The sequence below is a fragment of the Gammaproteobacteria bacterium genome, assembly GCA_030949385.1.
Classification (GTDB): Bacteria; Pseudomonadota; Gammaproteobacteria; order JAUZRS01; family JAUZRS01; genus JAUZRS01.
In genome coordinates this window covers 81,012-101,299 of record JAUZSP010000008.1, presented here as the reverse complement: position 1 = coordinate 101,299, position 20,288 = coordinate 81,012, and the positions used below count along the sequence as shown (strand labels likewise).

The window sequence follows — 20,288 nt, the reverse complement described above, 5'->3', positions numbered from 1 at the left end:
CGTCGGCTCCCGTTAAAGCACTTCAGGCGCTAATGAAACGATCTTCATAAAACGTTCGCCACGAAGCTCACGAGTCACTGGACCAAAAATGCGGGTACCAATCGGCTCCAACTTGCTGTTCAACAACACAGCGGCGTTGCCATCAAAACGAATAGTCGAACCATCAGAACGACGTACGCCTTTAGCGGTACGCACTACAACGGCGTTGTAGACATCACCCTTTTTTACTTTACCGCGAGGAATAGCGTCTTTGACGCTAACCTTAATGATATCCCCAATGCGCGCGTAGCGACGGTGCGAACCGCCCAACACTTTAATGCATTGCACCTTACGCGCGCCGCTGTTATCAGCAGCATTGAGGACTGTCTGCATTTGTATCATGACATTTTCCCAATCAGAATTTAAGCATCAAAAGCCAGTTTAACTTGCCTTAACCAAAACTTTAACCAAACGCCAAGATTTGGTTTTAGACATTGGACGACACTCTTCAATAATCACCATATCACCAGTTTGACACTCATTATCAGCATCATGGACATGGAACTTGTTCGAACGCTTAATGAACTTACCGTAAACAGGATGTTTCACCGTGCGCTCGATCAGCACAACAGCGCTTTTTTCCATCTTATCGCTTACGACACGCCCGGTAAGCGTACGGTGCAATTTGCTATCAGCGCTCATTGACCCACACCTGTTGTACGTTTTTCACCAATCAGAGTTTTCACTCTGGCAATACTTTTCCGAACTTTCTGGAATTGATCGGGACGCGGCATCTGTCCGCCACCCTTCTGCATACGCAAATTAAATTGCTCACGTAACAGAGAGATCAACTCTTCTTTAAGCTCATCAGAGGACTTTGCCCGTAATTCGCTGACCTTCATTACATCACCGTCCGATTCACAAATGTGGTTTGAATTGGCAATTTAGCTGCTGCCAGACGAAACGCCTGACGTGCAATTTCCTCAGTCACCCCTTCCATCTCATAAAGAACGAAACCGGGACGAACTTTTGCCACCCAATATTCAACATTACCCTTACCTTTACCTTGGCGAACCTCGATAGGCTTTTTGGTAATGGGGGTATCGGGAAACACCCGAATCCAAATTTGACCGCCACGCTTAATGTGACGCGTCATAGCACGACGAGCCGCTTCAATTTGGCGGGCGGTGATGTTACCACGTCCAACCGCCTTAAGGCCATACTCACCGAAGCTTACTTTGTTACCAACAGTAGCCAGACCGCGATTGCGACCTTTCTGCTGTTTTCTAAATTTTGTTCGTTTTGGCTGCAACATAACTCAATAACCTCTTACTTGGCCGCAGACTTCGTTTTGCTGCTCGCCGCCCGTTTCTGCTCGAAGTCAAACACTTCACCTTTGCAGATCCAAACTTTGATACCCAACACACCGTAGGTGGTATGAGCTTCAGCAACACCGTAATCGATATCCGCCCGCAGAGTATGCAGAGGCACACGGCCGTCGTGATACCATTCGCGACGCGCAATCTCAGCGCCATTCAAACGACCAGCGACATTGATTTTCACACCTTGTGCACCAAGGCGCATGGTGTTGGTGATCACACGCTTCATCGCACGACGGAACATCACACGACGCTCCAACTGCTGTGCAACGCCTTCGGCAACCAACAACGCATCCAGCTCAGGCTTGCGAATTTCGGAGATATTGATCTTAACGTTATTAATGTTAAGCGCAGTCATGCCCGCAACATCGCGACGCAAGCGTTCGATGTCTTCGCCTTTTTTACCAATAACGATACCCGGGCGCGCGGTGTGGATGGTAACCACAATCGACGCTGCCAAACGGCTGATTTGAATGCGGCTGACCGACGCATGCGCCAGTTTCTTTTTCAGAAACGCACGCACGTCCAAATCATTATTGAGGAATTTGGCGTAATCTGCACCGCCCGCATACCATGTTGAATTCCAGTCGGCTGAGATACCGAGGCGAATTCCAATAGGATGTACTTTTTGACCCATTGCTAAATGCCTTTTTATTAATCCGCTACGGTCACGGTAATGTGACTGGTACGCTTCAGGATGCGATTCGCACGCCCCTTAGCACGTGCGCGTAAACGCTTAAAGATCGGGCCTTCATCAACAAAAACCACGGCCACTTTCAGCTCATCTACATCAGCACCTTCATTGTGCTCTGCGTTAGCGATTGCCGACTCAAGCAACTTTTTCATCAATACCGCTGCTTTTTTCGTGCTGAAAGAAAGCAACTCTAAAGCACGTTCTGCCGCCATTCCGCGCACTTGGTCTGCAACCAAACGCACTTTCTGGGGCGAAATGCGCGCATGTCTTAATTTTGCACTCACCTGCATGACGACAACCCCTATCTCTTCGACTTCTTGTCTGCGATATGCCCTTTATAGGTACGTGTCAACGCAAACTCACCGAGTTTATGTCCCACCATGTTTTCACTGATTAAAACAGGAACATGTTGGCGACCGTTGTGTACCGCGATGGTGAAACCCACCATTTCAGGCATAACCATGGAACGACGCGACCAAGTTTTAATTGGACGCTTGTTGTTTGTTTCGCGCGCTTTTTCAATTTTGCGCACCAGGTGACCGTCTACAAACGGCCCCTTTCTTAACGAACGTGGCATTTAAGACCCCTTTTATTTCCGATTACGACGACGGACAATGAGTTTATCCGTACGCTTGTTCGAACGGGTCTTATAACCCTTCGTTGGCATACCCCAAGGTGACACTGGATGACGCCCACCTGATGTACGACCTTCACCACCACCGTGCGGATGATCCACTGGGTTCATGGCAACACCACGAACCGTCGGACGAACACCCTTCCAGCGTTTAGCACCAGCTTTACCCAGCTTACGTAAACTGTGCTCACCGTTACCGACCTCACCTAAGGTGGCGCGACAATCAGACAACACTTTACGCATCTCGCCGGAACGCAAACGCAACGTCGCGTAGGTACCTTCACGAGCAATCAACTGCGCGTAAGTGCCAGCACTGCGAGCAATTTGAGCACCCTTGCCAGGTTTCATTTCGATGCAATGCACCGTTGAACCAACAGGAATATTATTCAGCGGCAAACAGTTACCGGATTTTATCGGAGCTTCACGACCAGAAACCAGTGAGTCACCGGCTTTCACGCCTTTTGGCGCGATCATGTAGCGACGTTCACCGTCTGCGTACAACAATAAAGCAATGTTCGCACTGCGGTTGGGATCGTATTCAATCCGCTCCACTTTAGCTGGAATACCATCTTTGTTGCGCTTGAAATCGATAATACGATAACGCTGTTTGTGACCACCGCCACGATGGCGGGTGGTGATACGACCGGCGTTGTTACGCCCGCCGGATTTATTTTTACCTTCAACCAGCGCGCGATGGGGTTCACCCTTATAAAGATCAGGATTAACAACCTTAACAACAAAGCGACGACCGGGAGAAGTAGGTTTGGTTTTTAACAGAGCCATGACGCGTTACCCTCCCATGCCAGCAAATTCAACATCTTGACCGTCAGCAAGGCGAACCATCGCCTTTTTCCAGCTGGGACGTGAGCCCAACCGCTGACTAAAACGTTTGTTTTTGCCTTTCACATTCATCATACGAACCGAAACGACTTTAACTTCAAACAAGTCTTCAACTGCACGTTTCACTTCGAGCTTGGTGGCATCAACAGTCACTTTAAAAGTGTGTTGATTACTGCCGTCGGCATTCATGGCACTCTTCTCAGAGACATGAGGCGCCAACAAGACGTTTAGCAGACGCTCTTGATTCATGACAACCACTCCTCAATTTGCTTCATCGCTGCAACGGTGACCACCACCTTGTCAAAACCGATCAAACTGGTCGGCTCGACTGCTGTGGCATCAACCACATGTACATGAGGCAAGTTGCGCGAGGCCAGATAGAGGTTTTCGTCCACTTCATCAGCGACAATCAACGCCTGGCTGGCATTCAATTCTTTCAACCTAGCCGCCAACATGCGAGTCTTGGGCGCTTCTAAAGAGAGGCTTTCAACCAACACCAAACGCTCTTGACGCAGCAGTTCAGAGAAAATAGAACGCATCGCACCGCGATACATTTTTTTGTTTACTTTCTGCTCATAGTTGCGCGGCTGGGCTGCAAAAGTCACCCCACCTGAACGCCACAACGGGCTACGAGAGGTACCTGCACGAGCTCGACCGGTGCCTTTTTGACGCCAGGGCTTTGCTCCGCCACCACTGACAGCAGAACGGTTTTTCTGTGCCTTGGTACCACTGCGAGCCGCAGCCAAATACGCGGTCAACACCTGATGAACCAGAGCTTCGTTATAGTCGCCACCAAAAGCCACATCACTCAGCTCAATGGTTGCACCATTTTCTATTTTGAGTTCCATTATCTCCCCTTATGCCTTGCTCTTAACAGCAGGCCGCACGATAACGTCACCGTTCTTGGAGCCAGGAACAGAACCCTTGATCAACAACAGGTTTCTTTCCGCATCAACACGAACCACTTGCAGGTTTTGAATGGTGCGACGAACACTGCCCATGTGACCTGCCATGCGTTTGCCTTTAAAGACACGACCCGGGGTTTGGTTTTGACCGATGGAACCGGGCGCACGATGCGACACAGAGTTACCGTGCGTTGCATCTTGCATTTGGAAATTGTGACGCTTCACCGCGCCCGCAAAACCTTTACCGATGGTGATACCAGAAACGTCCACCTTCTGACCGTCTGCGAACATGCTGACGTCAATTTGACCACCAAGGGTCAAATCTTCGCCTTCACCGTCAGCCAAACGGAACTCCCACAAACCTCGACCGGCTTCCACACCCGCTTTTGCGAAGTGACCTACCGCCGCCTTTGTCAGGCGCGAGACTTTACGTGAACCTACCGTCACCTGTAAGGCGCGATAGCCATCAACCTCATTACTGCGAACTTGAGTAATGCGATTGGGATCAACCTCAACCACCGTCACCGGTATCGAAACACCGTCGTCGGTAAAGAGGCGAGTCATCCCAGCTTTACGCCCGATAACACCAATTGCCATGAGTTATTCCTTCGTGCAGCACATCGATTTCGATTGACCGATGCCGTTTCACTAATTGCCAATAAACAAGACCCAGAGACAAGATAAATCCTGCTCTGGGTCAGAAAGGAGCGCGATTATAACAGTGATGTTTAAAGGGGTAAAGCCCAAACATCACTGACAACCGAAAACGCCTAGTTCAATTTGATCTGCACATCAACACCGGCAGCCAAATCAAGCTTCATAAGCGCATCAACAGTCTTGTCTGTTGGCTCCACAATGTCCATCAAACGCTTGTGAGTACGGATTTCGTACTGATCACGCGCATCTTTATTAACGTGAGGCGAGATCAAAATGGTAAAACGCTCTTTACGAGTGGGCAGAGGAATTGGCCCTTGCACTCGTGCGCCTGTGCGCTTAGCGGTTTCTAAAATTTCCTGCGCCGAACGATCCAACAGACGATGATCGAAGGCTTTCAAGGAGATGCGAATTGTTTGTGTTTCTTTGCTCATAAGGGTCACCAATTACTCAAAGATTTTGGCGACGACACCCGCGCCAACGGTACGTCCACCTTCACGAATCGCGAAGCGCAAGCCGTCTTCCATCGCAATCGGTGCGATCAAAGTAACGACCATCTTCACGTTATCACCTGGCATGACCATCTCAATCCCTTCGGGAAGATCACAGGCACCGGTGATGTCGGTGGTACGGAAATAGAACTGCGGACGGTAGCCGTCAAAAAATGGGGTGTGTCGACCGCCCTCATCTTTTGACAAAATGTACACTTCCGCTTCAAATTTGGTGTGTGGGTTGATGCTGCCTGCTTTACACAGAACTTGACCACGCTCCACGTCTTCACGCTTCACGCCACGCAGCAGCACACCGACGTTGTCGCCTGCTTCGCCACGATCCAGCAACTTACGGAACATCTCAACACCCGTACAGGTGGTTTTGACCGTATCTTTGATGCCGACAATTTCAACTTCTTCACCGACATTGACCACGCCGCGTTCGATGCGACCGGTAACCACGGTGCCACGACCGGAGATGGAGAACACATCTTCAATGGGCATCAAGAACGGCAGATCAATGGCACGCTCAGGCATTGGAATGTAGCTGTCCAGATACTCCATCAATTTAACGATGGAGGGGGTACCAATCTCGCTGTTGTCGCCTTCCAACGCTTTCAACGCAGAACCAATAACGATGGGGGTATCGTCACCTGGGAAATCATACAAATCCAACAACTCGCGGATTTCCATTTCAACCAGCTCAAGCAGCTCGTCGTCGTCAACCATGTCCGCTTTGTTCATGTAAACAACGATGTACGGTACGCCAACCTGACGCGCCAACAAGATGTGTTCGCGGGTTTGAGGCATGGGACCATCCGCAGCAGAACAAACCAGAATCGCGCCATCCATCTGCGCCGCACCGGTGATCATGTTTTTCACATAATCAGCATGGCCTGGGCAATCAACGTGAGCGTAGTGACGATTTTCGGTTTCATATTCGACGTGAGCCGTCGCGATGGTAATACCACGCTCGCGCTCTTCCGGTGCATTATCAATATCACCGTAGTCTTTGAATTCGCCACCCATCGCTTCCGCACCCACTTTTGTCAACGCAGCGGTCAGTGTGGTTTTGCCATGATCAACGTGACCGATGGTTCCCACATTCACATGCGGCTTTGTACGTTCAAACTTTTCCTTAGACACGGTTCTGCTACCTCATCAAATAACGTAAAAAATCACTCAGGACGTTCTATTAATTATCGCTGCCGCCACCTTTGAAGAGGCCACAGCATACTTTTCAAATTCCATCGAATAAGTGGCTCTTCCTTGCGTTGCTGAACGCAAATCTGTGGAATAACCAAACATCTCAGCCAAAGGCACTCCAGCCTTCACTACTTTACCGGCTGGGGCATCATCCATGCCCTGAACCAAACCACGGCGACGATTCAGATCACCCATCACATCGCCCATGTACTCTTCCGGCGTGACCACTTCAACCTTCATCATTGGCTCTAATAAAGAGGGCTTGGCCGCCAAAGCGGCTTCACGAAAAGCCATTGAAGCGGCAATCTGGAAGGCCATCTCGTTGGAGTCTACTTCATGATAAGAACCGTCATAAAGGGTCACCTTGATATCCACCATCGGATAACCGGCCAACACACCGCCTTTCATCTGATCCTGAATGCCTTTATCCACCGCCGTAACGTATTCTTTCGGCACCAAACTGTCCGCAATCGTGCTCTCAAACTGGTAACCAGAACCACGCTCTGCGGGCTGCAAACGCAAACAGACGTGAGCGTACTGCCCGCGCCCAGCCAACTCACGCTCAAATTTAGACTCTGCTTCAGCGGCCACCGCAATGCTTTCACGGTAAGAAACTTGTGGTTTACCCACATTGGCCTGCACTGCAAATTCGCGGCGCATCCGATCAACAATGATGTCCAGATGCAGCTCACCCATACCAGAGATCAAGATTTGACCTGACTCTTCATCGGTACGCACCCGAAAAGAGGGGTCTTCTTGCGCCAACTTGGCCAACGCCAGATCCATCTTCTCTTGATCCGCCAAACTGCGCGGCTCTACTGCTACGGAGATTACCGGCTCCGGAAAGATCATCTTCTCCAAAGTCAGCGGGTGCGCCTGATCACACAAGGTGTCACCGGTCACCATCTCTTTTAGCCCAACCGCCGCCGCAATGTCACCGGTACGCACCAACTTAACCTCTTCACGAGCGTTGGCGTGCATCTGCAAAATGCGCCCAACGCGCTCACGGCGACCACGACGCGGGTTGTAAACCACTTTGCCCGCCTCGAGCACGCCCGAATAAACACGGAAAAAAGTCAGGCTACCCACATAAGGATCTGTGGCAATTTTAAACGCCAAGGCTGAAAATGGCTCATCATCCCGAGGATGACGCTCCACCTCTTTTTCATCTGAGGCTTCGGCATAACCCATAATTGCGGGGACATCCAAGGGCGACGGCAGCAGCTCAATGACCGCATCCAGCACCGCTTGCACGCCTTTATTTTTAAAGGCCGAACCCGACAGCATCGGCACAATCTCATTGGCCAAGGTACGCAGACGCAGACCCAAATAGACGTCAACAGAGGAGAGATCACCCTCTTCTAAATAACGATCCATCAGCTCTTCGTTGGCTTCCGCCGCCGACTCCAACATGGTTTCACGCCACTGCTGCGCGTCATCCAGATACTCAGCAGGAATATCAGCAGACTTGTACTGCATGCCTTGAGATTCATCATCCCAATAAATGGCCTGCATTGAGACCAAATCAATCACACCGACAAAAGACTCTTCACTGCCAATAGGCAGTTGAATCACCACTGGGGTGGCACCGAGACGACTCTCAATCTGATCCACCACGCGCAGAAAATCTGCACCGGTACGATCCATCTTGTTGACAAACGCCAAACGCGGCACACGGTATTTATCCGCTTGCCGCCAGACCGTCTCAGATTGTGGTTCAACACCACCCACAGCACAAAAAACCGCTACCGCGCCATCCAAAACCCGCAGGGAACGCTCCACCTCAATGGTGAAATCCACATGCCCAGGGGTATCAATGATATTAATTCGATGCTGAGGGTACTGCTGCCCCATACCAGACCAAAAACAGGTGGTAGCCGCAGAGGTAATGGTAATACCTCGCTCTTGCTCCTGCTCCATCCAGTCCATGGTGGCAGCGCCGTCATGCACCTCACCGATCTTATGAGAAACACCGGTGTAATACAGAATTCGTTCCGTGGTAGTCGTTTTGCCCGCATCAATATGTGCCATGATGCCGACATTACGATAACGCTCAATAGGAGTTGTGCGTGCCACGGAGACTGACTCACACTACCAGCGGTAGTGTGCAAACGCCTTGTTCGCTTCAGCCATACGGTGAGTATCTTCACGTTTCTTAACCGCAGAACCGCGTTTTTCAGCCGCATCCATCAACTCACCTGCCAATTTGCGGGTCATTGATTTTTCACCGCGTTTGCGCGCAGCATCAATGATCCAACGCATGGCCAGAGCACTGCGACGCACAGGACGCACTTCAACCGGCACTTGGTAGGTAGCGCCACCGACACGACGTGACTTCACTTCTACCGCAGGACTGACGTTGGTCAGTGCTGTCTCCAGCACCTCTAACGCATCGCCTTTGCCTTTTTCAACAACCACATCCAACGCGCCGTACATAATACGTTCAGCAACGGATTTTTTACCGCTCTGCATGATCATGTTGACGAACTTGGTCAGACGCTCACTGCCGAACTTAGGATCGGGCAGTACTTGGCGTTTTGTTATCTCTCTTCTTCTGGACATCTCAATAAACCCTTATTTCTTCGGACGCTTGGTGCCGTACTTGGAACGTGCTTGACGACGACCGTCAACACCCTGGGTGTCCAAGCTACCGCGAACGGTGTGATAACGAACACCAGGCAAATCTTTCACACGACCACCGCGGATCAACACCACGTTATGCTCTTGCAAGTTATGACCTTCACCACCAATGTAGGAGGTCACTTCAAACCCGTTCGTCAAACGCACACGAGCCACTTTACGCATGGCTGAGTTTGGTTTTTTCGGGGTCGTGGTATAAACACGAGTACACACACCACGTCGTTGAGGGCAAGCCTCCAACGCAGGAACATTACTTTTAACAGTCTTGCGCTTGCGCGGGTTACGCACCAGCTGGTTAATCGTTGTCATAAAAAGCTTCTCCAACCGTTACCGTGACCGGATGAGCAGCGGTACTATCCGCAACGCAACGGTCGTATAAACAACGCCTACCGACCCGTAGAACATCGTCTGATTTATTCGACGCACAAAATAGGCAGCAGAGCTGAAAAATCAGCTCTGCTGCAAAAGAGGCGCAATTTTAGGGAGCTGTTCGCCCCCTGTCAAGCATCTGTGCTCTGTCAAGCACATTTACACCGAATCCTGCGAACCTTCCACAGGCATTAACGGCTCTTCAGTCGGTGTTACTTCCGGCTTATCTAAGCCAAAAGTCTCACTGACCGTCAATTTTTGACGTTTTTTCAGGCGCTCAGCATGATAAGCCAAACCCGTTCCAGCTGGAATCAAGCGCCCGACAATAACGTTCTCTTTCAGACCACGCAAGCTATCCTTAGCACCCCGCACAGAGGACTCTGTCAAAACACGCGTGGTCTCTTGGAAAGAGGCGGCAGAAATAAAGGACTCGGTCACCAAAGAGGCCTTGGTAATACCCAGCAAGATGTTTTCATAGGTGGCGGGCAACTTACCCTCTTTCAGTAAGGTCTCGTTGATATCCAGAACATGAGATTTTTCTAACTGCTCACCTTTCAGCATCAAGCTGTCGCCTGGGCTGGTGATTTCAATTTTACGCAGCATCTGACGCACAATCACTTCGATGTGTTTGTCATTGATGCCCACGCCTTGCAGACGATAAACGTCTTGAATCTCTTTCACCATGTAGGCAGCCAACGCTTTCACACCCAGAAGGCGCAAGATATCATGAGGATTGGGTTCGCCATCGGCGACCATCTCCCCTCGCTCCACCTGCTCACCTTCAAAGATATTGACGTTACGCCACTTAGGAATCAGCTCTTCGTAGCGCTCACCGCTCTCTTCGGTAATCACCAAACGCTGCTTGCCCTTGGTTTCCTTACCAAAACCGATGATACCGGTCTTCTCAGCCAGAATAGCAGGCTCTTTCGGCTTACGCGCTTCAAACAGATCCGCCACCCGTGGCAGACCACCGGTAATGTCACGGGTCTTAGAAGACGCTTGTGGAATACGAGCAACAACATCACCCACTTCCACCTTCGCGCCATCCGAAAGGTTAATGATCGCGCCTTGCGGCAAATAATAATGAGCAGGAATCTCACTGCCCGCGATATAGAGATCGTCGCCCTTTTCATCCAACAGCTTGACCATCGGACGCATGTCTTTGCCCATACTGCCACGTTGTTTAGGATCGGTGATCACCATCGACGACAAACCGGTAATGTCATCGGTCTGCATCTCTACGGTCACACCTTGAACAAAATCACTAAATTGGACGATACCCTCCACCTCGGTGATCACAGGGTGAGTATGGGGATCCCACGTAGCCAACACTTGACCCGCTTTTGCAGGTGAACCGTCGGCAACGGTGATCACCGCACCGTAAGGCACCTTGTAGCGCTCACGTTCACGGCCGTTATCGTCAATCAAACCAATCTCACCAGAACGAGAGACCGCCACATAGTTACCGGCTTTATTCTCCACCACTTTGATGTTATGGAAACGAACTTGGCCATCACTCTTAATATCAACGCTGTTGGCGGCCACAGAACGACTCGCAGCCCCCCCAATATGGAAGGTACGCATGGTCAACTGAGTGCCTGGCTCACCGATAGACTGTGCTGCCACGACCCCCACCGCTTCACCAATGTTAATCAAATGGCCACGCGCCAAGTCACGACCGTAACAGTTAGAGCAGACCCCGTAACGAGTCTCACAGGTCATGGCTGAGCGCACCAAAATCTCATCAATGCCCAACTCTTCCAGACGCTCAATCCACGCCTCATCTAGGAAGGTACCGGCTTCGATCAGCACTTCATCGCTGTCGGATTTATAGATGTTTTCCGCCGTCACCCGACCCAAAACACGCACCCCAAGGGCTTCAACCACATCCCCGCCTTCAATCACAGGGGTCATGGTGACCCCATTTTGGGTGCCACAATCCACTTCGGTCACCACCAGATCTTGACCCACATCCACCAGACGACGAGTCAAGTAACCGGAGTTAGCGGTTTTCAGCGCGGTATCAGCCAAGCCTTTCCGCGCACCGTGAGTGGAGATGAAGTATTGCAGGACATTTAAGCCTTCACGGAAGTTAGCTGTAATGGGCGTTTCGATGATCGAACCGTCAGGCTTGGCCATCAAACCCCGCATTCCTGCCAGTTGGCGAATCTGCGCGGCGGAGCCACGAGCACCTGAATCGGCCATCATATAAATGGAGTTAAACGAAGTCTGTTTGACCGTTTCACCATCACGATTCACCACATCTTCCGAACCCAAACGATCCATCATCGCTTGAGCCACTTGATCGTTAGCATGTGACCAGATGTCCACCACCTTGTTGTAACGCTCACCGTCGGTCACCAGACCCGAAGCGTATTGTGATTGAATCTCTTTTACTTCCACCTCAGCAGCGGCAATGATATCGACTTTGCTCTCTGGCACAATCATATCTTCGATGCCGATGGAAACACCCGCCAAAGTGGCGTATTTGAAACCGGTGTACATCAGCTGATCGGCAAAAATCACCGTCTCTTTCAGACCCACCTGACGATAACAGGCGTTGATCAAATTTGAGATCGCCTTTTTGGTCAGATCACGATCGACAATATCAAACGCCAAACCCAGCGGCAAAATCTCAGAAAGAATGGCACGGCCAATGGTTGTTTTAACGCGGCGACGGGTTCTAATCCAGTTGCCATCGTCGTCCACCGCATGATCCATAATACGCACTTCGACCTGCGCCTGAATGTGTACCGCACCGGTGCCGTAGGCACGCAGTGCTTCGGCTACATCGGCGAACATCATGCCTTCACCCTTAGCATTAATACGCTCACGGGTGATGTAATAAAGACCCAAGACAATGTCTTGCGACGGCACAATGATCGGTTCACCGTTGGCGGGCGAGAGGATGTTGTTGGTGGACATCATCAAGGCACGAGCTTCAAGCTGCGCTTCAATAGAGAGCGGCACATGCACCGCCATTTGATCGCCATCAAAATCGGCGTTGAAAGCCGCACAAACCAAAGGATGCAGCTGAATCGCTTTACCCTCAATCAATTGCGGCTCAAAGGCTTGAATACCCAACCTGTGCAAGGTCGGTGCGCGGTTGAGCATCACCGGATGTTCACGAATCACGTCTTCGAGAATATCCCAAACCTCAGCGCCCTCTTTATCCACCAATTTTTTCGCCGCTTTGATGGTGGTCGCCAAACCACGCAGCTGCAATTTGCTGAAGATAAAAGGCTTAAACAGCTCCAAAGCCATCTTTTTCGGCAAACCACACTGATGCAAGCGCAAAGTTGGCCCCACCACGATCACCGAACGACCGGAATAATCAACCCGTTTACCGAGCAAGTTCTGCCGGAAACGACCCTGCTTACCTTTGATCATGTCAGCCAACGATTTCAGCGGACGTTTGTTGCTGCCGGTAATGGCACGACCACGACGACCGTTATCGAGCAGCGCATCAACGGACTCTTGCAACATGCGTTTTTCGTTACGCACGATAATGTCCGGTGCATTCAACTCAAGCAAACGACGCAAACGGTTGTTACGATTGATCACTCGACGATACAGATCGTTCAGATCGGAGGTGGCAAAACGACCGCCATCCAATGGCACCAGTGGGCGCAGATCCGGTGGCAAAACCGGTAAAACGGTCATCACCATCCATTCAGGGTTATTACCCGAAGCCAAGAACGACTCCACCAGTTTCAAGCGTTTGGTCAAGCGTTTCAGCTTGGTTTCAGAACCTGTCGCATCGATCTCTTCACGCAGCTGACGCGCGTCGCTGTTGAGGTCAACGTGTTTGAGCAGGTCGTGTACCGCTTCGGCACCCATACGCGCATCAAAATCGTTGCCATGCTCCTCAATGGCTTCCAGATACTGCTCATCGTTGAGCAGCTGGCCGGTTTCCATCTCGGTCATGCCGGGATCAACCACCACAAAGGCTTCAAAGTAGAGAATGCGCTCCACTTCCCTCAAGGTCATATCGAGCAACAAACCAATACGAGAAGGCAGTGATTTCAAAAACCAAATGTGCGCCACAGGGCTGGCCAAATCGATGTGACCCATACGGTCACGACGCACTTTGGTCAGAGTAACTTCAACACCACACTTCTCACACACCACACCGCGATGCTTGAGACGCTTGTATTTACCACAGAGGCATTCGTAATCTTTGATCGGGCCAAAAATTTTGGCGCAGAACAGGCCATCCCGTTCCGGCTTAAAGGTTCGGTAATTGATGGTCTCGGGTTTTTTAACTTCCCCGTAAGACCATGAACGAATAATGTCCGGCGATGCCAAAGTGATGCGGATGCCATCAAAGTCATCCGACGGTCCCTGCTGTTTGAGCAAGTTCAGTAAGTCTTTCATGTTCTCTCCTACGATTCAGTCCAGTGACGAAACTCAGTCCTGTTCCAATTCGATGTTAATACCCAGCGAACGAATCTCTTTCAGCAGTACGTTGAAAGACTCCGGCATACCTGCTTCCATACGGTGATCGCCGTCCACAATGTTTTTGTACATTTTGTTACGACCATTCACATCATCGGACTTCACCGTCAACATCTCTTGCAAGGTGTAAGCAGCCCCGTACGCTTCCAGCGCCCAGACCTCCATCTCACCAAAGCGCTGACCACCGAACTGCGCTTTACCCCCCAGCGGCTGCTGAGTAACCAAGCTGTACGGCCCTGTTGAACGGGCGTGCATTTTGTCGTCCACCAAGTGATTCAATTTGATCACGTACATGTAACCCACGGTCACCTGACGATCAAACGCATCGCCAGTACGACCATCATACAAGGTCGTTTGACCCGACTCTGGTAGTTCCGCTAAGGTCAGCATTTGACGAATCTCAGACTCGGCGGCACCATCAAAGACCGGTGTTGCCATCGGCACACCTTCGCGCAGATTGCCCGCCAGCTCTTTAATCTCAGCGTCACTGAAAGAATCCAAGTCTTCGCGAGGACGATCGTCGTGGTTATAGACTTTGCCTAAGAATTCACGCAGTTCACCCATTTCACGCTGTTGATCCAGCATTTTACCGATCCGCTTGCCAATGCCTTTTGCTGCCCAACCCAAATGCGTTTCCAGAATTTGTCCGACATTCATCCGTGACGGAACACCCAGTGGGTTCAAGACGATATCAACGGGGTTGCCGTCTTCAGTGTAAGGCATGTCTTCCACCGGTTTGATCATCGAGATCACACCTTTATTACCGTGTCGACCGGCCATTTTATCGCCTGGTTGCAGACGGCGCTTAACAGCCAAGTAGACCTTGACCATCTTCAGCACACCTGGAGCGAGATCATCACCTTGGGTGATTTTCGTTTTCTGCTCTTTGTACTTCGCCTCCACCATCTCACGCTGCATCTGCAACTGCGCGGCAATCTCTTCCAGCGCGCTACTGGCAGCGTCGTCCCGCAGAGTAATGCCCAACCAAGCGGCCTGTTCAACGCTGGCCAGATACTCAGAAGTGACTTCAGCACCTTTGGCCAAATTGTTCGGCCCTTTGTCGGACACTTGACCCAGCAGAATTTTTTCTGCACGAGCGTAGATGTCGTGCTCAACGATGCGCATCTGATCTTCAAGATCCTTACGCGCTTGTTTCAATTCGTCTTTCTCAATAGAGAGTGCCCGCGCGTCTTTTTCCACCCCATCGCGGGTGAACACACGCACATCAATCACGGTACCGTCCATACCGGAAGGCACACGCAACGAGGTGTCCTTCACATCAGAGGCTTTCTCACCAAAGATGGCGCGCAGCAATTTCTCTTCTGGAATCAACTGAGTCTCACCTTTTGGGGTTACTTTACCCACCAAGATGTCACCCGGTTTCACTTCAGCACCGACAAAAACAACCCCTGTTTCATCCAGCTTGGAGAGCAGCGATTCATTTACATTGGGAATATCAGCAGTGACCTCTTCTGGCCCCAGCTTGGTATCACGCGCCACACAGCTCAGCTCTTCGATATGAATGGTGGTGAAACGGTCTTCTTGCACCACGCGCTCTGAAATCAAAATCGAATCTTCGAAGTTGTAGCCGTTCCAAGGCATAAAGGCGACGAGCATGTTCTGCCCCAGCGCCAACTCACCTAAATCGGTGGAAGGGCCATCAGCCAACACATCACCACGAGCAATCAGATCGCCTGGTTTAACCAGTGGGCGCTGATTGATGCAGGTGTTTTGATTTGAACGGGTGTATTTGGTGAAGTTATAAATATCCACCCCACCCGCCTCACCACCGGCCTCATCGTCATTGACCCGCACCACAACACGCGCAGCATCAACGGAATCCACCACACCGCCGCGTTTGGCCGCCACCGTGGCACCGGAGTCCACCGCTACTTTGCGCTCCATGCCTGTACCCACGAGCGGTTTTTGCGCCCGCAAAGTAGGCACCGCTTGGCGCTGCATGTTAGACCCCATCAAGGCACGGTTGGCATCATCGTGCTCTAGGAAAGGAATCATGGACGCTGCTACAGAGACAATCTGTTTTGGTGAAACGTCGATATACTCCACTTTATCGGGAGTCGAAAGAGCAAATTCGTTTTTATGCCGACAAGAGACCAGTTCATCGGTCAGCGCACCGCTCTCATCAATGGAAGCGTTGGCCTGAGCAATAACGTAATTGCCCTCTTCAATCGCGGACAGGTACTCAATGTCGTCAACCAACTTACCATCACGGATTTTACGGTACGGCGTTTCAAGAAAACCGTAATGATTGGTGCGAGCGTAAATAGCCAAGGAATTGATCAAACCGATGTTCGGCCCCTCCGGGGTCTCAATCGGGCAAACACGACCATAGTGAGTCGGATGCACATCACGCACCTCAAAACCGGCACGCTCACGGGTCAACCCACCCGGGCCCAGTGCTGAAATACGACGTTTGTGCGTCACTTCAGAGAGGGGGTTGTTCTGATCCATAAATTGGGACAACTGGGATGAGCCAAAGAACTCTTTCACCGCCGCCGCAACCGGTTTGGCGTTGATGATGTCTTGTGGCATCAAGCCTTCTGATTCCACCATGGAGAGGCGTTCACGCACGGCACGCTCAACGCGCACCAAACCAACGCGGAAGACGTTCTCGGCCATTTCACCGACACAGCGAATACGACGGTTACCCAAGTGATCAATGTCATCCACAATGCCGTTGCCGTTACGAATATCGATCAGGGTTTTCAACACTTCCAAAATATCTTCTTTGGACAGTGTGCCTTCGCCTTCCAGTTCTTCACGACCCACACGACGATTGAACTTCATCCGCCCAACGGCAGAGAGGTCGTAACGATCACTGGTAAAGAAAAGGTTATTAAACAGGTTTTGAGTCGCTTCTTTGGTGGGCGGCTCACCTGGGCGCATCATGCGATAAATTTCGACTTGCGCCTCCAGAGCGGTGGTGCTGCTGTCGATGGCCAAAGTGCTGGAAATATACGCACCACGATCCAAGTCATTAGTGTAAAGCACTCGACAATCTTTCACATTCGCTTCAAACAGCTTTTCCAACAGCTCCAAGGTCAGCTCATCGTTAGCATTAGCAATCACTTCACCCGTAGCGGAATCCACCACTTCGTGCGCCATCACTTTACCGACCAAATAATCCATTGGCACTTCTAGCTTAGTGACCCCCGCCTGCTCTAACTTTTTGGTGTGGCGAGCAGTAACGCGACGACCGGCCTCAACCAGCACCTCATCACCAACCTTGATATCAAACAGTGCTGTTTCACCGCGCAGCCGCTCTGGCACCAACTCCAATTCCGCAGTTTCACCGTGGAAATGGAATGTATTGGTCTCAAAGAAAATATCCAAAATTTCTTGAGTGCCGTAACCCAACGCCCGCAACAACACCGTTGCAGGCAATTTGCGGCGACGATCAATGCGAGTGTAGATGCAATCTTTGGGATCAAATTCAAAATCAAGCCAAGAACCACGGTAAGGAATCACCCGCGCAGAGAAGAGCAACTTACCCGAAGAGTGAGTTTTACCTTTATCGTGATCAAAAAAGACCCCAGGAGAGCGATGCAATTGCGAAACAATAACTCGTTCAGTACCATTGATAATAAAAGCACCGTTTTGGGTCATGAGCGGCAATTCGCCCATATAAACCTCTTGCTCCTTAATGTCCTTGACGACTTTGCTGCTGGCAGGTGCGCTTTTATCAAAAATAACCAAACGCACCAACACCCGCAGAGGAGCCGCGTAAGTCATGCCCCGTTGACGACATTCACGTTCATCAAACGCCGGACGGCCTAAGCGATAACTGACGTATTGCAGCTCCACATTGCCGGAATAACTGATAATTGGCAGCACGGAGTTGAACGCACCGTGCAAGCCCACATCCTGACGCTGCTCTGGTTTTTTATCCAATTGCAGAAAATTGCGATAGGAGTCCAACTGGGTTTGCAGCAAATAAGGCGCTTCCAACATGGAAGGACGCTTTCCAAAATCCTTGCGGATACGTTTCTTTTCTGTAAAAGAATAGGCCATCGAGATTCCTCTTCGCTCAAACTAAAGCAGCTACCGGGATAAACATAATAAAAAACAATTGCTATAAGCAGGCAAAGGCCGGCGACACAAACGTGTCGTCGGCCTTACCTCGGTCAGCAAAGACCAGTGCGATACCGTCGTTATTTGATTTCGACGCTAGCACCTGCCTCTTCCAACTGCTTCTTGACGTCTTCAGCTTCGTCTTTAGAAACAGCTTCTTTCAGAGGAGCAGGCGCACTTTCAACAACGCCTTTGGCTTCTTTCAAGCCAAGACCCGTGATTGCACGCACCGCTTTAATGACAGAGACTTTGTTAGAACCAAAGCTTGTCAAAATCACATCAAATTCAGTCTGTTCAGCGGCCTCAGCCCCTTCAGCAGCTGCCGGAGCAGCTGCAACCGCAGTCGCTGCGGTCACACCAAATTTTTCTTCCATAGCGGAAATCAAGTCAACGACTTCCATTACGGTCATGTTGGAAATAGTATCCAGAATGTCTTCTTTAGAAACGGCCATCATAGCCTCCTCAAAGTTGTAATCGTTTTACAGCGACTCTAAAAGAGTCGCCAAACCAATGCTTTTATTCGCCCTTGCTATCTTGAACTGCTGCCAAGGTACGCACCAATTTGCCAGGTACTTCGTTAAGAGTACGAGCAAATTTATCAAACGGCGCTTTCATTACTGACATCAATTGAGCAATCGCTTCGTCACGGGTCGGCAGATTCGCCAGACGACCAATATCAGAAGGATCAATCACTTGCCCGCCAACGGCGGCCAATTTGATAATCAGCTTTTTATTTTCCTTAGCATAGTCCCTCAATATCCGGGCAGCGGAACCTGGGTCTTCTACAGAGAAGGCCAGCATCAATGGACCTGTCATACCGTCACTCATGCAAGCGAACTCGGTGTCAGCCATGGCACGACGTGCCAAGGAATTTTTCACCACGCGCAAATAAACACCGCTTTCACGGGCTTTAATGCGCAGTTCAGTCAACTGACTGACGGTCAGGCCACGATACTCAGCCGCCACCGCAGAGTGAGCTGAAGATGCAACTTCAGCCACTTCGGCCACAACCGCTTTCTTTTGATCGAGAGTAAGTGCCATAACACCTCCTAACTAAGAAACAGAAACTGTTCCTCATGTTAGCCTTAGCAGATGGCAAATCGCACCACCTACCCCTAAAAACGGTTAGCCCCTGCGAATAAATTCGACAGTTCATTCACCGTTTGCGCAGGTAATTAAGCCCCGAAAGGCACCTGCGGTCTTTAACGTGAATCGGCCAGGAGCCAAATCACAACAAAGTCTGTACTGCCCGCTTAATCTAAGCTGGACTGCTCAACCACGATTCCAGTACCCATGGTGCTGGAAAGCGTCACCTTCTTCATATACACGCCTTTGGCGGAAGAAGGTTTCAATTTATTCAAATCAGCCATCAGAGCTTCTAAGTTACCGCGCAGTGCCGCAACATCAAAACCAGCTTTACCGATAGAGCAGTGAATGATGCCGTTTTTATCGGTGCGGTAACGCACTTGACCCGACTTGGCATTCTTTACCGCTGCAGCCACATCAACCGCGACCGTGCCCACCTTCGGGTTAGGCATCAGGCCACGCGGCCCCAACAACGGCCCTAATTGACCGACAACGCGCATCGCATCAGGAGAGGCGATCACCACATCAAAAGCCAAATCACCGCCCTTGAGTTGTTCAGCCAAATCTTCCATACCGACCACATCCGCACCCGCTTCGGTGGCTTTTTCAACGTTTGCGCCTTGGGTAAAGACCGCAACGCGTACGGTTTTACCTGTACCGTTGGGTAATACGGTAGAGCTACGCACGACCTGATCCGATTTACGCGGATCAACACCCAGATTAACCGCCACATCAACAGACTCGTCAAACTTGACCGTTGCCAGTTCTTTCAACAGCGCCAGCGCATCGTCAATTGCGTATTCTTTCGTTGCATCCACTTTGTCGCGGATTGCTTTCATACGTTTGCTTAATTTAGCCATG

21 protein-coding genes are annotated in these 20,288 nt (G+C 50.7%); all 21 read right to left on the bottom strand.

Features of this window, described 5'->3' with window-relative positions:
• Positions 1 to 12 precede the first annotated feature (12 nt).
• Entirely contained in the window at positions 13 to 381 is a 369-nt protein-coding gene (gene rplN, locus Q9O24_11945; GenBank protein MDQ7075832.1) for a 50S ribosomal protein L14, read from the bottom strand.
• 39 nt (positions 382 to 420) lie between these two features.
• Complete coding sequence (rpsQ, locus tag Q9O24_11940) at positions 421 to 681, bottom strand: 30S ribosomal protein S17 (GenBank protein MDQ7075831.1); 261 nt, start codon at positions 679 to 681, stop codon at positions 421 to 423.
• Positions 678 to 881, bottom strand: a complete 204-nt coding sequence (gene rpmC, locus Q9O24_11935; protein ID MDQ7075830.1) for a 50S ribosomal protein L29 — start codon at positions 879 to 881, stop codon at positions 678 to 680. Before rpmC ends, rpsQ begins: the two co-directional genes overlap by 4 nt.
• Positions 881 to 1,294 carry a 50S ribosomal protein L16 gene (gene rplP, locus Q9O24_11930; GenBank protein MDQ7075829.1) on the bottom strand — a complete coding sequence of 138 codons (414 nt, stop codon included), beginning with the start codon at positions 1,292 to 1,294 and terminating at the stop codon, positions 881 to 883. The genes rpmC and rplP overlap by 1 nt, the downstream gene beginning before the upstream one ends.
• Before the next feature lie 14 nt (positions 1,295 to 1,308).
• Positions 1,309 to 1,995, bottom strand: a complete 687-nt coding sequence (gene rpsC, locus Q9O24_11925) for a 30S ribosomal protein S3 (protein MDQ7075828.1) — start codon at positions 1,993 to 1,995, stop codon at positions 1,309 to 1,311.
• A gap of 17 nt (positions 1,996 to 2,012) precedes the next feature.
• Positions 2,013 to 2,342: a 50S ribosomal protein L22 gene (gene rplV / locus Q9O24_11920; protein MDQ7075827.1), complete on the bottom strand. Its 330-nt coding sequence runs from the start codon at positions 2,340 to 2,342 to the stop codon at positions 2,013 to 2,015.
• A gap of 11 nt (positions 2,343 to 2,353) precedes the next feature.
• A complete protein-coding gene (gene rpsS, locus Q9O24_11915) occupies positions 2,354 to 2,629 on the bottom strand; it encodes a 30S ribosomal protein S19 (GenBank protein ID MDQ7075826.1) in 276 nt (91 codons plus the stop codon).
• A 12-nt stretch (positions 2,630 to 2,641) separates the two neighbouring features.
• Positions 2,642 to 3,469: a 50S ribosomal protein L2 gene (gene rplB, locus Q9O24_11910; GenBank protein ID MDQ7075825.1), complete on the bottom strand. Its 828-nt coding sequence runs from the start codon at positions 3,467 to 3,469 to the stop codon at positions 2,642 to 2,644.
• A 6-nt stretch (positions 3,470 to 3,475) separates the two neighbouring features.
• Positions 3,476 to 3,775: a 50S ribosomal protein L23 gene (gene rplW / locus Q9O24_11905; protein ID MDQ7075824.1), complete on the bottom strand. Its 300-nt coding sequence runs from the start codon at positions 3,773 to 3,775 to the stop codon at positions 3,476 to 3,478.
• Complete coding sequence (gene rplD, locus Q9O24_11900; GenBank protein ID MDQ7075823.1) at positions 3,772 to 4,374, bottom strand: 50S ribosomal protein L4; 603 nt, start codon at positions 4,372 to 4,374, stop codon at positions 3,772 to 3,774. The genes rplW and rplD overlap by 4 nt, the downstream gene beginning before the upstream one ends.
• A 9-nt stretch (positions 4,375 to 4,383) precedes the next feature.
• Positions 4,384 to 5,028, bottom strand: coding sequence for a 50S ribosomal protein L3 (gene rplC / locus Q9O24_11895; GenBank protein ID MDQ7075822.1), 645 nt, complete (start codon positions 5,026 to 5,028; stop codon positions 4,384 to 4,386).
• Between the two features lie 173 nt (positions 5,029 to 5,201).
• Entirely contained in the window at positions 5,202 to 5,519 is a 318-nt protein-coding gene (rpsJ, locus tag Q9O24_11890) for a 30S ribosomal protein S10 (protein MDQ7075821.1), read from the bottom strand.
• Positions 5,520 to 5,531: 12 nt separating this feature from the next.
• Positions 5,532 to 6,722 (bottom strand): elongation factor Tu, encoded by a 1,191-nt coding sequence (gene tuf / locus Q9O24_11885; protein ID MDQ7075820.1) that lies wholly within the window; start codon positions 6,720 to 6,722, stop codon positions 5,532 to 5,534.
• 36 nt (positions 6,723 to 6,758) lie between these two features.
• Entirely contained in the window at positions 6,759 to 8,858 is a 2,100-nt protein-coding gene (gene fusA / locus Q9O24_11880; GenBank protein ID MDQ7075819.1) for an elongation factor G, read from the bottom strand.
• Positions 8,859 to 8,873: 15 nt separating this feature from the next.
• Entirely contained in the window at positions 8,874 to 9,344 is a 471-nt protein-coding gene (gene rpsG / locus Q9O24_11875) for a 30S ribosomal protein S7 (GenBank protein MDQ7075818.1), read from the bottom strand.
• A gap of 12 nt (positions 9,345 to 9,356) precedes the next feature.
• Positions 9,357 to 9,731: a 30S ribosomal protein S12 gene (gene rpsL, locus Q9O24_11870; protein MDQ7075817.1), complete on the bottom strand. Its 375-nt coding sequence runs from the start codon at positions 9,729 to 9,731 to the stop codon at positions 9,357 to 9,359.
• A 219-nt stretch (positions 9,732 to 9,950) separates the two neighbouring features.
• The gene (gene rpoC / locus Q9O24_11865; GenBank protein MDQ7075816.1) at positions 9,951 to 14,168 is read right to left on the bottom strand and encodes a DNA-directed RNA polymerase subunit beta'; all 4,218 of its coding nucleotides are present in this window, start codon (positions 14,166 to 14,168) and stop codon (positions 9,951 to 9,953) included.
• 33 nt (positions 14,169 to 14,201) lie between these two features.
• Complete coding sequence (gene rpoB / locus Q9O24_11860) at positions 14,202 to 18,281, bottom strand: DNA-directed RNA polymerase subunit beta (GenBank protein MDQ7075815.1); 4,080 nt, start codon at positions 18,279 to 18,281, stop codon at positions 14,202 to 14,204.
• 140 nt (positions 18,282 to 18,421) lie between these two features.
• A complete protein-coding gene (rplL, locus tag Q9O24_11855) occupies positions 18,422 to 18,793 on the bottom strand; it encodes a 50S ribosomal protein L7/L12 (GenBank protein MDQ7075814.1) in 372 nt (123 codons plus the stop codon).
• 64 nt (positions 18,794 to 18,857) lie between these two features.
• Positions 18,858 to 19,382 (bottom strand): 50S ribosomal protein L10, encoded by a 525-nt coding sequence (gene rplJ / locus Q9O24_11850; GenBank protein MDQ7075813.1) that lies wholly within the window; start codon positions 19,380 to 19,382, stop codon positions 18,858 to 18,860.
• A 212-nt stretch (positions 19,383 to 19,594) separates the two neighbouring features.
• The gene (gene rplA, locus Q9O24_11845; GenBank protein MDQ7075812.1) at positions 19,595 to 20,287 is read right to left on the bottom strand and encodes a 50S ribosomal protein L1; all 693 of its coding nucleotides are present in this window, start codon (positions 20,285 to 20,287) and stop codon (positions 19,595 to 19,597) included.
• Between the last annotated feature and the right edge of the window lies 1 nt (position 20,288).